The organism is Cellulomonas biazotea, assembly GCF_004306155.1.
In the GTDB taxonomy this organism is placed as follows: Bacteria; Actinomycetota; Actinomycetes; order Actinomycetales; family Cellulomonadaceae; genus Cellulomonas; species Cellulomonas biazotea.
On sequence record NZ_BIMR01000052.1, the window covers coordinates 1 to 13,597 of the forward strand.

A 13,597-nucleotide genomic window follows, 5' to 3' on the forward strand; every position below is an offset into this window, starting at 1 on the left:
CCGGGAGGCGGGGTGGGCAGTCGCGTCCCCCGTCGCCGTGCGGTGAGCGGTTTCCAGACGGGACGGGACGCGCGGTAGCGTCCGACGCGAGCGAGGTCCTGCCCGCGTGGCCGGTCCCGGTCCCGAGCGTCCGCCCGTCATCGCCGAAGGAGCACGATGGCCCTGTTCGACCTGCCCCTGCCCGAGCTCGAGCGGTACCGGCCGGAGCTCGTCGAGCCCGCGGACCTCGACGACTTCTGGGCGACGACCCTCGCGGAGGCGCGCCGGCACGAGGTGCTGGTCGACGTCACGCGCGTCGACGCGGGCCTGCGGCTGGTCGACACGGACGACCTGACGTTCGCCGGGTTCGACGGCCAGCCGGTCCGGGCGTGGGTGACCCGCCCGGCGGGCAGCGCGGAGCAGGGCGACCTGCTGCCGGCGGTCGTGGAGTTCATCGGGTACGGCGGCGGGCGCGGGTTCGCGCACGAGCGGCTCGCGTGGGCGGCGGCGGGCTTCGTGCACGTCGTCATGGACACGCGCGGGCAGGGGTCGACGTGGGGCAACGGCGGGCACACGCCCGACCTGGCGGGCTCGGGCCCGGCGTCGCCGGGCGTGATGACTCGGGGGATCGAGGACCCGGAGCGCCACTACTACCGGCGCCTGATGACGGACGCGGTGCGTGCGGTCGACGCCGCGCGGGCGCTGCCGGGCGTCGACCCGCGGCGCGTGACGGTCGCGGGGATCAGCCAGGGCGGCGGCGTGGCGCTCGCGGCGGCAGGGCTGTCGGACGGCCTGGTGGCCGCGATGCCGGACGTGCCGTTCCTGTGCCACTACCGCCGGGCCGTCGACATCACCGACGCCTTCCCGTACGGCGAGCTCGTGCAGTACCTGGCGGTGCACCGCGGCAGCGAGGAGCAGGTGTTCCGCACGATGTCGTACTTCGACGGCGTGCACCTGGCGCGGCGGGCGACGGCGCCTGCGCTGTTCTCGGTCGCGCTGCGCGACGGGACGTGCCCGCCGTCGACGGTGTTCGCGGCGTACAACCACTACGCCGGGCTGACCCCCGCGCGGCCGCGGACGGAGATCGAGGTCTACACGTTCAACCAGCACGAGGGCGGGCAGGGGCACCAGCTCGAGCGGCAGCTGCGGTGGCTGCCGTCGGTGCTGGCGGACGCGGTCGCTCCGGACGGTCCGGCCGTGGCGGTCGCGGCGGGCTGAGGTCCGCCCACGGATCTCCCGCCGCGAGAAAGCTACGCACTAGTAACTTACGCTCCCGTAGGTTACGGTCGGGTCATGAGCTCCACCGGCGACGGCCTCGTCCTCGACCTCCCGCCCGGGGTCCCGCGCGAGGTCGAGGTGCCCGACGAGTCGCTCGTCGCGGCGCTCGACCGCGCCGCCGCCACGTGGCCCGACCGCGTCGCGCTCGACTTCCTCGGCGCGACCACCACCTATCGCGAGCTCGCCGACGCCGCCGCGCGCGGCGCCCAGGTCCTGCTCGACCTCGGCGTGCAGCCCGGCGACCGCGTCGCCCTCGCGATCCCGAACTGCCCCGCGCACGTCGTCGCGTTCTACGCCGCGCTGCGCGTCGGTGCCGTCGTCGTCGAGCACAACCCGACGTACACCGCCGACGAGCTCGCGCACCAGCTCGCGGACTCGGGCGCGGTCGTCGCGCTCGTCTGGCAGAAGACCGTCCCCGCGGTGCGCGCGACGCTCGACCGCACCGCGGTCCGCGCGGTCGTCGCCGTCGACCTCTCCGCCGACCTGCCCTGGCGCAGCCGGTTCGCCCTGCGGCTCCCCGTCGCCAAGGCCCGCCGCACGCGCGCCGCGATGTGCGGCCCCGTGCCGCCCGGCGTGCCGTCCTGGCACCGGCTCGTCGCGTCCGCCCGGCCCGTCCGCGACGACGTCCCCGGCCCCGGCGCCGACGACGTCGCGCTGCTGCAGTACACCGGCGGGACGACCGGCACCCCCAAGGCCGCCGTCCTCAGCCACCGCAACCTCGTCGCCAACGCCCTGCAGGGGCACGCCTGGACCGGCGCCGTCCCCGGCACCGAGGTCGTCTTCGGCGTCCTGCCCTTCTTCCACGCCTTCGGCCTCACCCTGTGCCTCACCTACGCCGTGCGCGTCGGCGCGACGCTCGTCGCGTTCCCGTCGTTCGACCCCGCGCTCGTCCTCGCGGCGCAGCGTCGCCGGCCCGGCACCTTCCTGCCCGCCGTCCCGCCCATGCTCGACCGGCTCGCCGCCGCCGCCGAGAAGTCCGGCACCGACCTCACGTCGTTCCGGCACGCGATCTCCGGGGCGATGGCCCTGCCCCCCGCGACCGCGCAGCGGTGGGAGGCCGTCACCGGCGGGCTCGTCGTCGAGGGGTACGGCATGACCGAGACGTCGCCCGTCGCGCTCGGCAACCCCCTGACGGCCGAGCGCCGGCCCGGCACCCTCGGCCTGCCGTTCCCGTCGACCGAGATCCGGGTCGTCGACCAGGAGGACCCGACGCGCGACGTCGACGCCGCGACCGGCGGCGAGCTGCTCATCCGCGGCCCGCAGGTCTTCCAGGGGTACTGGCAGCGGCCCGAGGAGACCGCCGCGCAGCTCCTGCCGGGCGGGTGGCTGCGCACCGGTGACGTCGTGCGCGTCGACGCCGGCAGCGTCGTCCTCGTCGACCGGATGAAGGAGATGATCGTCACCGGCGGCTTCAAGGTGTACCCGTCGCAGGTCGAGGACCACCTGCGCACCATGCCGGGCATCCTCGACGTCGCCGTGGTCGGCGTCCCCGGGGGTGACATGGGGGAGTCCGTCGTCGCGGCCGTCGTGCTCGACGCCGACGCGTCCGGCGTGGACCTCACCGCCGTCCGCGAGTGGTGCGAGCGGCGCCTCGCCCGGTACGCCCTGCCGCGCCGGCTCGTCGTGCTCACCGAGCTGCCGCGCTCGCAGGTCGGCAAGGTCCTGCGGCGCGTCGTGCGTGACCAGGTCCTCGCGGGCGAGCCCGCCTGACGCAGCTCCGGCACACGCCCGCACCGACGCGCCCACCGGTCGGCTCCGACGGCGCGCGCCCACCGGGTGCGGCACGATGGACCGGCACTGTCACCCACCGAAGGAGTTCGTCATGTCCGCAGCGCTGCCCGAGGTCTCGGGATCGTTCGGCGAGAAGCCCACGCTGACCTTCCCCGACGCGCAGCCGTCCGGTGAGCTCGAGGTGCTCGTGCTGTCCCGCGGCGACGGCGCGCTCGTCGAGGCCGGCGACACCATCGAGGTGCACTACCTGGGCCAGTCCTGGGCCGGTGGCGTCTTCGACAACTCGTACGACCGCGGCTCGTCGATCAGCTTCGGCATCGGCGTCGGCCAGGTCATCTCCGGCTGGGACGAGGGCCTCGTCGGCCAGCAGGTCGGCTCGCGCGTCCTGCTGTCCATCCCGTCGCACCTCGGCTACGGCGACCGCGGCGTGCCGCAGGCCGGCATCAAGGGCGGCGACACGCTCGTCTTCGTCGTCGACGTGGTCGGCACCAGCAACTGAGCGCCACGCGGCCCCCGTCGCCCCGGCACCACCGGAGCGGCGGGGGTCGCGCCATGCCGTGCGACGATCAGCCGGCCCGCCCGCACGGGCCGAGCGGCCGGACGGCGCGGCGGCCGAGCGGCGGGGCCGGACGTCAGCGGGGCAGCACGTGCCGCTCGACGAAGTCGTTGCGGAACACCCCGTCGGGGTCGGTCCGTGCCACGAGCGCCGCGAAGTCGTCCCACCGCGGGTAGAGCCGGGCCAGGTCGCGGTCGACGTCCGCGAAGAGCTTGCCCCAGTGCGGTCGCGCGTCGAACGGCGCGAGGGCCGCCTCCAGGGCCGGCAGGACCGCCTCGACCTGCGGCTGCAGGGGCTTCCACGTGAAGTGCAGGCCGACGCGGTCGTCGCCGTACGCGGTCGACAGCCAGAGGTCGTCGGCCGCGACCGTCCGGACCTCGGTGACCTGCAGCAGCGGCGTCACGACCGACGACAGCTCCCGCACGGCCGCGAGAGCCGCGACGGCGTGCGCGCGCGGCACCAGGTACTCCGACTGCAGCTCGTCGCCGTTGCTCGGCGTGAACTCCAGGCGGAAGTGCGGGATCCGCTCGTGCCACGGGCCGGGCTCGCCGAGCTGCGGCGTGCAGGACACCGGGTCGATTCCGGGCAGCGGGTGCCGTGGGCCGTCGGCCGGGCGTGCGCCGAACAGGTCGTCGCGCAGCACGCCGTGGCCGTCGGTGACGCGGGACTTGCGCCAGACCTGCTGGACCGTGTCGCCCGACCAGTCGGTGAACAGGCTCACGGAGTCGGCACTCGCGGTGAGGTCGTCGAAGCGGTCGAGCGCTGCCGTCCACGGCAGGTCGACGTGCACCTGCTGCGCGACCTGGAACGTCGGCTCGACGTCGAGCGTCACGCGCGCCGCGACACCGAGGGCGCCGAGCGCCACGACCGAGCCCGCGAAGCCGTCGTCGCCGCGCGCCACGTGCCGCAGCTCGCCGTCCGGCCCGACCAGGTCGAGCGCCGCGACCGCGGTCGACAGGTTGCGCGACCGGTCGCCCGACCCGTGCGTGGCCGTCGCGACCGCGCCCGCGACCGAGATGTGCGGCAGCGACGCGAGGTTGTGCACCGCCCAGCCCGCGGCGTGCAGGTGCCGCGCGAGCGTGCCGTAGCGGGTGCCGCCCGTGACGGTCACCGTGCGGGCGGCCTCGTCGATCGTGAACCCGGGGTCGAGCCCTTCCAGCGAGACGAGCACGCCGGGGCCGTCCGCCAGGTCGTTGAAGCAGTGCCGGGTGCCGAGCGCGCGCACCCGCGGGGCCGCCGCGACGACCTCCTGCAGCTCCTCGACCGTGCGCGGTGCGAGCACCCGGTGCGCGCGGTAGGTGTAGTTGCCGGCCCACGTCGTCAGCGTCACGGGTCCCCGGTCCTCTCGTCGGCGTCCGACCAACCTACGTGACGCCCGCGGCGTCACCAGCTGGCGGGTGCCGTCACGAAGACGTCGAACAGCGCGGGGTCGTGCGCGTGCACGAGCACCATGAAGACGACCAGGTCGAACAGCAGGTGCACCGTCACGACGTACGTGAGCGACGCGGTCTTGCGGAAGATCCAGCCCTGCACCAGCGCGAACGGGATCGTCAGCAGCGGGCCCCACTCGCGGTACCCGAGCTCCCACAGGAACGACACGAACACGAGCGACTGGAGCACGTTCGCGACCGGGAACGGGAAGTGCACGCGCAGCAGCGCGAGCACGGTGCAGACGAAGAACAGCTCGTCCCAGATGCCGACCGCGTTGACGCCGACGAACAGCCGCGCGATCTCCTGCGGCGAGTCGACGACCGGCCAGTTGAGGTACGCGCCCGAGCCGAGGAAGTACCAGGGCAGCAGCAGGTAGGCGAGCACCACGACGACCAGCAGGTAGACGACCTGCGTGCGCGTCCACCGGCGTCCAGTGCGCAGCGGGAACCGGATGACGTCCTGCTTCAGGACGAACCGCGACAGCACGTACGGCACCAGGACCGCGCCCGACAGCGCCACGGCGAACCGGGCGATGCCCGCGTCCGACAGGTCCGCGCGCAGCGAGATCGTCGTGATGACCGTCATGCCGAGCGCCACGAGCGTGAGGTCGCGCCCCAGCGCCCGGTCGACGGAGAACGCCAGCGCGACGCCGGCGACGAGCGGCACGTACCCGAGCGGGCGGACGTGCACCGCGAACAGCAGCACCGCCGACCCGCACACGAGGGCGGCCGCGAGCACGCGCGCGACGTCGCGCGGCGTCAGGGCGAGCGTCGGGACGGCGGTCGGGGCGGGCGTCGGTGCGAGGGCGTCCACGCGCTGCAGTCTGCGGTGCGGACGCGGGTGTCCGCGACCGCTGGCGCGATGACACGCTGGGCAGATGCCCGAGCCCGCCGCGCCCGCCGACCTGCCCCGGGTCGTCGTCACCTACTGCACGCAGTGCCGCTGGCTGCTGCGCGCCGCCTGGTACGCCCAGGAGCTGCTCACGACGTTCCACCGCGAGCTCGGCGAGGTCGCGCTGCGCCCCGCGACGGGCGGGGTGTTCACGGTCGTCGTCGACGACACGGTCGTGTGGGACCGCGCGACGGACGGCGGCTTCCCCGAGATCACCGTGCTCAAGCGCGCGGTCCGCGACCTCGTCGCGCCGGACAAGCCGCTGGGGCACTCCGACCACCGCTGACCGGCCCCCGTGACTCGCCCCGGAGCGCCAGAGGAGCCGTCAGGACCCGTCCTACCTGCGCAGACGTCCTGGACCGCGGTCCGGCCCCACGTGGACGGGCGTGGACCGGCGGCGACAGTCACGGCTACCTTCACCGCCAGGCGCACCGCTCCACCGCGGGGCGCGCGGACCGTCACCGGAGGCGGTCGGTCAAGCGGTCACGGGGGCCCGCGACCGGTCGCAGGGTGGGCGGACGGCAGGGAGAGGGGCGCTCCCGCCGTCCGCCCGCCCGAGGACTCAGGCCCCGGTCGGCCGCGGGCAGGACACCCCGGTCCCGCCGAGCCCGCAGTACCCGTTCGGGTTCTTGTCGAGGTACTGCTGGTGGTAGCCCTCGGCGTAGAAGAACGTGCCCGCCTCGTCGGCCGGGCGGATCTCCGTCGTGATCTCGCCGAACCCCGATCGCGTCAGGCGCGGCTGGTACTCCGCGCGGGTGCGCGCCGCGGCCTCGGCCTGCTCGGGTGTCGTCGTGTAGACCGCCGAGCGGTACTGCGTGCCGACGTCGTTGCCCTGCCGGAAGCCCTGCGTGGGGTCGTGCGACTCCCAGAACGTCCGCAGCACGTCGTCGTCGGACAGCACCGTCGGGTCGTAGGCGACGAGCACCATCTCGGTGTGGCCGGTCAGGCCGGTGCAGGTCTCCTCGTAGGTCGGGTACGGCGTGAAGCCGCCCTGGTAGCCGACCGCGGTCGTCACGACGCCCGGGAGCTGCCAGAAGGCCTTCTCCGCACCCCAGAAACAGCCCATCGCGACGTACAGGACGCGCGTCCCCTCGGGCCACGGGCCCGCCAGCGGGGTGCCGAGCACCGTGTGCGTCGTCGGGACGTCGTACGCGTAGCCGTCGCGCCCCGCCAGGGCGCGGTCGCGGTCCACCATCGTCGTGCGCAGCGCAGATCCGAACAGCCAGTTCATGGTCGCTGGTCCTCTCCGGGAGACCGGCGGTTCGCCTGGTCCATCCCGGCCAGCACAACCGTGCGTGCGCGTCCCGTGTTCCCGCCCGCGCGCCCGCGGGAGGGCCTCCTGCCCGCGCGACGCGAGCGCGTGCGCCGGGCCGCGGACCGCGCCACGGCCTAGCCTGGGGCGGTGACCACGAACCACCTGGACCAGGGCGACGACCGCCCGCCCGCCGGCTTCGCGACCCGCGCCATCCATGCAGGTCAGGAGCCCGACCCGACGACCGGTGCGGTCGTCCCGCCCATCTACCAGGTGTCGACGTACAAGCAGGACGGCGTCGGCGGGCTGCGGGGCGGATACGAGTACTCGCGGTCGGCCAACCCGACCCGCACCGCGCTCGAGCGCGCGCTCGCCGACGTCGAGGGCGGCGCCGCCGGGTTCGCGTTCGCGTCGGGGCTCGCCGCCGAGGACACGCTGCTGCGCGCGGTCCTGCGCCCGGGCGACCACGTCGTCGTGCCCGACGACGCCTACGGCGGCACGTACCGGCTCATCGCGCGCGTCTTCGGCCCGTGGGGGATCGAGCACACGCCCGTCGACCTCACCGACACGACCGCCGTCGCGGCCGCGGTCCAGCCGGGGCGCACCAAGCTCGTCTGGGTCGAGACGCCCACCAACCCCCTGCTCAACGTCGCGGACATCGGCGCGCTCGCGGCCCTCGCCCGCGGTGTCGGTGCGCTGCTCGCCGTCGACAACACGTTCGCCACGCCGTACCTGCAGCAGCCGCTCGCGCTCGGCGCGGACGTCGTCGTGCACTCGACGACCAAGTACATCGGCGGCCACTCCGACGTCGTCGGCGGTGCGCTCGTCGTCGCGGACGGTGCCCAGCTCCCCGTCGGGCTCGACGGGCCCACCGGAACGACGCACCTCGCCGACGCGATCGGCTTCCACCAGAACGCGTCGGGCGCCGTCGCCGGTCCGTTCGACGCCTGGCTCACGCTGCGCGGCCTGCGCACGCTCGCGGTCCGGATGGACCGGCACACCGCCAACGCGCAGCGCGTCGCCGAGTTCCTCGACGCGCACGACGCCGTGACGTCGGTGATCTACCCCGGCCTGCCGAGCCACCCCGGGCACGAGCTCGCCGCGCGGCAGATGCGCGGGTTCGGCGGCATGGTGTCGTTCCGCACCGGCAGCGAGGCGTCCGCGCTCGCGGTGTGCGCGGCGACCGAGGTGTTCACGCTCGCCGAGTCGCTCGGCGGCGTCGAGTCGCTCGTCGAGCACCCCGGCCGCATGACGCACGGGTCCGTCGCCGGCACCGCGCTCGAGGTGCCCGACGACCTCGTGCGGCTTTCCGTCGGGATCGAGGACGTCGACGACCTCGTCGCCGACCTCGACCGCGCGCTCGCCGCGGGGAGGGACGCGTGACCGCGTCCCCCGAGGCGTCGCCGGCGCCTGCGCCGGTGTCCGAGGCGGCCCCCGCGGACGCCGGACGGACCACCGGCGACGCCGTGCCGTCCGCCGTGCGCGCCGCCGCGTCGTGGTCGTGGCGGCTGCTGCTCATCGGCGCGGCCCTGGCCGTGCTGCTGTGGCTGATCGCGCAGCTCAAGGTCGTCGTGGTGCCCGTCGCGATCGCGCTGCTGCTCACCGTGCTGCTCACCCCGCTCGTCGGGTGGATGCACCACCGGCTGCGCCTGCCGCGCGGTGCCGCCGCCGGCATCGCGGTCGTCCTGCTCGTCGGGGTCGTCGGGACGCTGCTCACGCTCGCGGGACGCTCGGTCGTCAAGGGCATCGGGGCGCTGTGGGACCAGGCGTCCGAGGGCGTCGACAAGATCCTCGACTGGCTCGCCACGGGTCCGTTGCAGCTCTCGACCGACGACCTGCAGGGGTGGATCGACCGCATCCAGGAGTCCGCGTCGGGCGCCGGCTCGAGCGTCGTGTCCGGGGTCCTCACCGGCGCGACGACCGTCGGGCACGTCCTGGCCGGCGCGATCATCGCGCTGTTCTGCACGTTCTTCTTCCTGCTCGACGGCCGCACCATCTGGGCGTGGGTCGTCGGGCTCCTGCCGCGCGGGTCGCGCGAGCACGTGCACCAGGCGGCCCGCCGCGGGGTCGTGACGCTCGGCGCCTACACGCGCACGCAGATCCTCGTCGCGGCCGTCGACGCCGTCGGCATCGGCGTGGGCGCGGCGATCCTGGGCGTCCCGCTCGCGCTGCCGCTCGCGATCCTCGTGTTCCTCGGGTCGTTCGTGCCGATCGTCGGTGCGGTCGTCACGGGGTCCATCGCGGTGCTCGTCGCGCTCGTCGCGCAGGGGCCCGGGGCGGCGATCATCATGCTCGCGATCGTGCTCGGCGTGCAGCAGCTCGAGGGCCACGTCCTGCAGCCGTTCCTCATGGGCCACGCCGTGTCGCTGCACCCCGTCGCGGTCCTGCTCTCGGTCGCGGCCGGGTCGTTGATCGCGGGCATCCTCGGCGCGCTGTTCGCGGTCCCGATCGTCGCCGTCCTCAACACCGTGGTCCTCTACCTGCACGGGCACGACAAGTTCCCGCAGCTCGGCACGAACGACCACGTCCCCGTGCGCGGTCGAGGTCATCCCGTGCTCGACCGGGCCATCGCGCAGGTCGCCGAGCGCGAGTCCGAGGCCGCCGCGACGCAGGCGACCGCCGACGAGCTCGGCAGCGACCCGGCGACCGGCAAGGACGAGGGCGCGACCGTGCAGGGCGCAGGGGACAGCCCCGGCACCGCCGGCGGCACAGGGTCGGAGAGCCGGTCCGACGACGACAGCACCGCCCGGTGACCGGCCTCGCCGAGGTCGTCGCCGCGGCGCGCCTGCTCGAGGGCGTCGCCGAGGTGACGCCCGTGCAGCTCAGCCGCGCGGTCGGCCACGTCGCGGGCGTCGACGTCTGGCTCAAGTGCGAGAACCTCCAGCGCGCCGGGTCGTTCAAGATCCGCGGCGCGTACGTGCGGATGTCCCGCCTGACCCCCGACGAGCGCGCGCGAGGCGTGGTCGCGGCCAGCGCGGGCAACCACGCGCAGGGCGTCGCGCTCGCCGCCCGCCTGCTGGGCATCGACGCGGTCGTCTACATGCCGGTCGACGCAGCCCTGCCGAAGATCGCCGCGACGCGCGACTACGGCGCGCACGTCGAGCTCGTCGGGACGACGGTCGACGAGGCCCTCGCGCACGCGCGCGAGCACGCCGAGCGCACCGGGGCGGTGCTCGTGCACCCCTTCGACCACGCCGACGTCGTCGCCGGCCAGGGGACCGTCGCGCTCGAGATCGTCGAGCAGGTGCCCGACGTCGCGACCGTCGTCGTGCCCGTGGGCGGCGGCGGGCTCGCCGCGGGGATCGTCGCCGCGCTGGCCGAGGCCCGGCCCGACGTCCGTGTCGTCGGCGTGCAGGCCGCCCGCGCGGCCGCCTACCCGGCGTCGCTGCGCGCGCACCACCCCGTGCCCGCGCCCGAGCTGCGCACGATGGCCGACGGCATCGCGGTCGGCGTGCCCGGCACCGTGCCGTTCGAGGTCCTCGACCGGCACCACCTCGAGGTCCGCACGGTGTCCGAGGAGGACATCTCGCGGGCCGTGCTGCTCGTCGCCGAGCGCGCCAAGCTGCTCGTCGAGCCGTCCGGTGCGGTCGCCGTCGCGGCGCTCATGGCCGACCCGGGCGCGTTCGACGGCCCGGTCGTCGCACTGCTGTCGGGCGGCAACATCGACCCGCAGGTGCTCCTGCGGGTCGTGCGGCACGGGCTCGCGTCCGCCGGGCGGTTCCTGCAGGTGCGGGTCCGCATCGACGACCGGCCCGGTGCGCTCGCGGCGCTGCTCCAGGACCTCGCGGCCTCGGGCGGCAACGTCATGCACGTGTCGCACGTGCGGACCGGCGCCGACCTCGCGTACGACCAGGTGACGATCGAGACGCAGGTCGAGACCAAGGGGCCCGAGCACTGCGTGCAGGTCCTGCAGCGCCTGCGCGCCGCGGGCTACGAGGTGCAGCCCGACTGACGCCACCGACGACGATGCGGCGCCCCCCGAGGTGGGGAGCGCCGCATCGGCGGTGGTGCCAGGGCCCGCGCAGGTGCGCGGCGGGCCGTCAGGCGTCGAACGGCTTGGCGTCGACGATCTTCACCGGGATGTCCCGACCGTTCGGGGCCGTGTACGACGTCGTGTCGCCGACCTTCGTGCCGTTGATCGCGGCGCCGAGCGGGGACGTCGGCGAGAACACGTCGATCTCCGCCGTGCCCGCGATCTCCCGCGAGCCGAGCAGGAAGACCATCTCGTCGCCCGCGACGACGGCCGTGACGACCATCCCGGGCTCGACGACGCCGTCGTCCGGCGGGGTGCCGATCTGCACGTTGCGCAGCTTGGCCTCGAGCTCGCGGATGCGGGCCTCCTGCTTCGCCTGCTCCTCGCGCGCGGCGTGGTAGCCGCCGTTCTCCTTGAGGTCGCCCTCGTCGCGGGCCGCGGCGATGCGCGCCGTGATCTCGCTGCGACCCTCGCCCTTGAGGCGGTCGAGCTCGGCCGTGAGGCGGTCGTAGGCCTCCTGCGTCAGCCAGGTGGCCGCAGTCGTCTCGGTCACGATCGCTCCTTCCATGCGTGGGTGCGCCGACCGGTGCCGGCGGTTCGCCCCGGTGCCGCGGCCGCTGCAGGACGCGCGTGGGCGGGGTACGGGAGAGCACGCCGTTCCCACTCGGTCGCGTCGACCAGCGGTCACGCCGGACCGGGGCGGCGTGGGTGAAACGACCAGGATAGCAAACGGGGCGTCGCGTCAGCCCTCGTCCACGGGCGAGCAGCCGCCCACGACGCCCGACACCGCGAGCTCCGCGGTCTGCACCGTGACCGTCACGCGCTGCGTCGCGGCGTCGGCCGGTCCCACCTCGACCGTCCGGACGCCGACCTGCGCGTACGACTCGGACAGCGCCTGCACCTGGCACTCGACGCTCGCGCCGGGGTCCTTCGTGACCTCGAACGTCACCTGCGTCGACGTCGGGCCGTCGACGCGGAAGCCGACGTCCTTCCACGTGACCGGCTCGCGCACGACACCGACGGCGACCCACGCCAGGACCGCGACCGCGACCAGGACGAGCGCCACGAGGCCCACGCGCCGGAGGGCGGCCGACCGGGACGTAGGCTCGGGTCCGTAGCGCCCGGCGGGCGGGCGCACGGCGGGGGTCTGGCTCACGGGACTCCTCGTCGGCGGGACGGCACGACCGCACCACGGCCCCGACGGGACGGTGGTGCGTCGTGTGCGCGACCATTGTCCCTCGTCCCCCGACCTCGTCCCGACAGGAGGAACCCGGTGACCGGAGAGCGGCTGCGCCTCATGGCCGTGCACGCCCACCCCGACGACGAGTCCAGCAAGGGTGCCGCGACGACGGCGATGTACGCGGCGCACGGCGTCGACGTGCTGGTCGTCACGTGCACCGGCGGCGAGCGCGGCGACGTGCTCAACCCGCGGTACGGAACCGTCGAGGGCGGCCTCGACGGGATGCGGGCGGTCCGTGTCGAGGAGATGGCGCAGGCCGCGAAGGCCCTCGGGGTGCGTCAGCACTGGCTGGGCTTCGTCGACTCCGGGCTGCCCGAGGGTGACCCGCTGCCGCCCCTGCCGGACGGGTGCTTCGCGCTGCAGCCGCTCGAGGTGGCGTCCGCGCCGCTCGTCGAGCTCGTGCGCGAGTTCCGGCCGCACGTCGTCACGACGTACGACCCGTCGGGCGGCTACCCGCACCCCGACCACATCATGTGCCACCGCGTCGCCTACGAGGCGTACCACGCGGCCGGCGACGCGGAGCGCTACCGCGACCGGGGCGAGCCGTGGGCGCCGCTCAAGCTCTACTACAACCACGGGTTCTCGCTGGCGCGCATGCGCGCGATGCACGAGGCGATCGTCGCGGCCGGCCACGAGTCGCCGTTCGGCGACTGGATCGACTCCCGGCAGGCCCGGGAGATCCCCGAGCGGACGGCGACGACGTTCGTGCCGTGCGCGGACTTCTTCGAGCAGCGCGACGCCGCCCTGCGCGCCCACGCGACCCAGATCGACCCCGACGGGTTCTTCTTCGCGATCCCGCGGGAGATCGAGCTCGCGCAGTGGCCGACCGAGGAGTTCGAGCTCGCCGACTCGCGCGTGCCGACGACCGTGCCCGAGGACGACCTGTTCGCCGGGATCCGCGGGACGGGCGCCGCGTGAGCGCGTTCACCGTCGCCGCGCTCGGCGTGCTGACCGCGGCCCCGAGCCCGTCCCCGTCGGACGTCGAGCTCACCGATCCCGGGGCGGGCTCGCCCGGGTTCCTCGGGTTCGTCGTGACGTTCCTGCTCGCCGTCGCCGCGATCGGGCTGTTCCTGTCGCTGACCAAGCAGCTGCGCGTCGTCGACCGGCGCGCGAAGCAGCTCGGTCTCGACGACGCCGCGGAGTCGGACGCGGACGCGACGGACGAGTCGGACGGCCCGGACGGCGCCGCCCCGGGTGGCGGCGCGGCGCGCGGCGGCACGAGCGGGTCCGGCGGCCCGACGCACGGCGAGGCGCGCGGGTCCGGCG

14 protein-coding genes are annotated in these 13,597 nt (G+C 74.9%); 9 read left to right on the forward strand and 5 right to left on the reverse strand.

Annotated elements, in window-relative coordinates:
• The first annotated feature begins 156 nt into the window (after positions 1-156).
• The 3 genes from CBZ_RS04765 to CBZ_RS04775 all read left to right on the forward strand — a co-directional run bounded on the left by CBZ_RS04765 (position 157) and on the right by CBZ_RS04775 (position 3,487).
• Positions 157-1,197: an acetylxylan esterase gene (locus tag CBZ_RS04765; protein WP_130780449.1), complete on the forward strand. Its 1,041-nt coding sequence runs from the start codon at positions 157-159 to the stop codon at positions 1,195-1,197.
• 75 nt (positions 1,198-1,272) lie between these two features.
• A complete protein-coding gene (locus CBZ_RS04770; protein ID WP_130780450.1) occupies positions 1,273-2,967 on the forward strand; it encodes an AMP-binding protein in 1,695 nt (564 codons plus the stop codon).
• 112 nt (positions 2,968-3,079) lie between these two features.
• Positions 3,080-3,487 carry an FKBP-type peptidyl-prolyl cis-trans isomerase gene (locus CBZ_RS04775; protein WP_130780451.1) on the forward strand — a complete coding sequence of 136 codons (408 nt, stop codon included), beginning with the start codon at positions 3,080-3,082 and terminating at the stop codon, positions 3,485-3,487.
• A 133-nt stretch (positions 3,488-3,620) separates the two neighbouring features.
• Here the strand turns inward: CBZ_RS04775 and CBZ_RS04780 are convergent, their stop codons facing one another.
• The gene (locus CBZ_RS04780; protein ID WP_130780452.1) at positions 3,621-4,874 is read right to left on the reverse strand and encodes a D-arabinono-1,4-lactone oxidase; all 1,254 of its coding nucleotides are present in this window, start codon (positions 4,872-4,874) and stop codon (positions 3,621-3,623) included.
• A gap of 53 nt (positions 4,875-4,927) precedes the next feature.
• On the reverse strand, positions 4,928-5,737 hold the full coding sequence (locus CBZ_RS04785; protein WP_165446653.1) for a CPBP family intramembrane glutamic endopeptidase: 810 nt from the start codon (positions 5,735-5,737) through the stop codon (positions 4,928-4,930).
• 115 nt (positions 5,738-5,852) lie between these two features.
• Between CBZ_RS04785 and CBZ_RS04790 the strand changes: the two genes are divergently transcribed.
• The gene (locus CBZ_RS04790) at positions 5,853-6,152 is read left to right on the forward strand and encodes an Rdx family protein (protein WP_130780454.1); all 300 of its coding nucleotides are present in this window, start codon (positions 5,853-5,855) and stop codon (positions 6,150-6,152) included.
• A gap of 276 nt (positions 6,153-6,428) precedes the next feature.
• Here CBZ_RS04790 and msrA read toward each other — a convergent pair whose 3' ends face one another.
• Positions 6,429-7,097 carry a peptide-methionine (S)-S-oxide reductase MsrA gene (gene msrA, locus CBZ_RS04795; protein WP_130780455.1) on the reverse strand — a complete coding sequence of 223 codons (669 nt, stop codon included), beginning with the start codon at positions 7,095-7,097 and terminating at the stop codon, positions 6,429-6,431.
• A 171-nt stretch (positions 7,098-7,268) separates the two neighbouring features.
• On the opposite strand from msrA, the gene CBZ_RS04800 reads away from it, so the two are divergent.
• The 3 genes from CBZ_RS04800 to ilvA are packed head-to-tail and all read left to right on the forward strand — an operon-like array spanning position 7,269 to position 11,070.
• The gene (locus CBZ_RS04800) at positions 7,269-8,501 is read left to right on the forward strand and encodes a cystathionine gamma-synthase (protein WP_174768629.1); all 1,233 of its coding nucleotides are present in this window, start codon (positions 7,269-7,271) and stop codon (positions 8,499-8,501) included.
• Positions 8,498-9,871, forward strand: a complete 1,374-nt coding sequence (locus CBZ_RS04805) for an AI-2E family transporter (RefSeq protein ID WP_130780456.1) — start codon at positions 8,498-8,500, stop codon at positions 9,869-9,871. Before CBZ_RS04800 ends, CBZ_RS04805 begins: the two co-directional genes overlap by 4 nt.
• Positions 9,868-11,070 (forward strand): threonine ammonia-lyase, encoded by a 1,203-nt coding sequence (gene ilvA / locus CBZ_RS04810; RefSeq protein WP_130780457.1) that lies wholly within the window; start codon positions 9,868-9,870, stop codon positions 11,068-11,070. Before CBZ_RS04805 ends, ilvA begins: the two co-directional genes overlap by 4 nt.
• Before the next feature lie 88 nt (positions 11,071-11,158).
• Here the strand turns inward: ilvA and greA are convergent, their stop codons facing one another.
• Positions 11,159-11,644, reverse strand: coding sequence for a transcription elongation factor GreA (gene greA / locus CBZ_RS04815; RefSeq protein ID WP_130780458.1), 486 nt, complete (start codon positions 11,642-11,644; stop codon positions 11,159-11,161).
• A gap of 189 nt (positions 11,645-11,833) precedes the next feature.
• Positions 11,834-12,247: a DUF4307 domain-containing protein gene (locus tag CBZ_RS04820; protein WP_130780459.1), complete on the reverse strand. Its 414-nt coding sequence runs from the start codon at positions 12,245-12,247 to the stop codon at positions 11,834-11,836.
• A 117-nt stretch (positions 12,248-12,364) separates the two neighbouring features.
• On the opposite strand from CBZ_RS04820, the gene mca reads away from it, so the two are divergent.
• Together mca and CBZ_RS04830 are read left to right on the forward strand one after the other, a co-directional pair.
• Positions 12,365-13,249: a mycothiol conjugate amidase Mca gene (gene mca / locus CBZ_RS04825; RefSeq protein WP_246013059.1), complete on the forward strand. Its 885-nt coding sequence runs from the start codon at positions 12,365-12,367 to the stop codon at positions 13,247-13,249.
• A partial coding sequence (locus tag CBZ_RS04830; RefSeq protein WP_130780460.1) for a hypothetical protein occupies positions 13,246-13,597 on the forward strand: 352 nt, incomplete at its 3' end. The genes mca and CBZ_RS04830, both read left to right, overlap by 4 nt.

Excerpts from the sequence above, each read along its gene's own strand:
- CBZ_RS04790 (WP_130780454.1), top strand. The coding sequence starts at position 5,853 with ATGCCCGAGCCCGCCGCGCCCGCCGACCTGCCCCGGGTCGTCGTCACC.
- CBZ_RS04775 (WP_130780451.1), top strand. The coding sequence starts at position 3,080 with ATGTCCGCAGCGCTGCCCGAGGTCTCGGGATCGTTCGGCGAGAAGCCC.
- CBZ_RS04770 (WP_130780450.1), top strand. The coding sequence starts at position 1,273 with ATGAGCTCCACCGGCGACGGCCTCGTCCTCGACCTCCCGCCCGGGGTC.
- CBZ_RS04765 (WP_130780449.1), top strand. The coding sequence starts at position 157 with ATGGCCCTGTTCGACCTGCCCCTGCCCGAGCTCGAGCGGTACCGGCCG.
- msrA (WP_130780455.1), bottom strand. The coding sequence starts at position 7,097 with ATGAACTGGCTGTTCGGATCTGCGCTGCGCACGACGATGGTGGACCGC.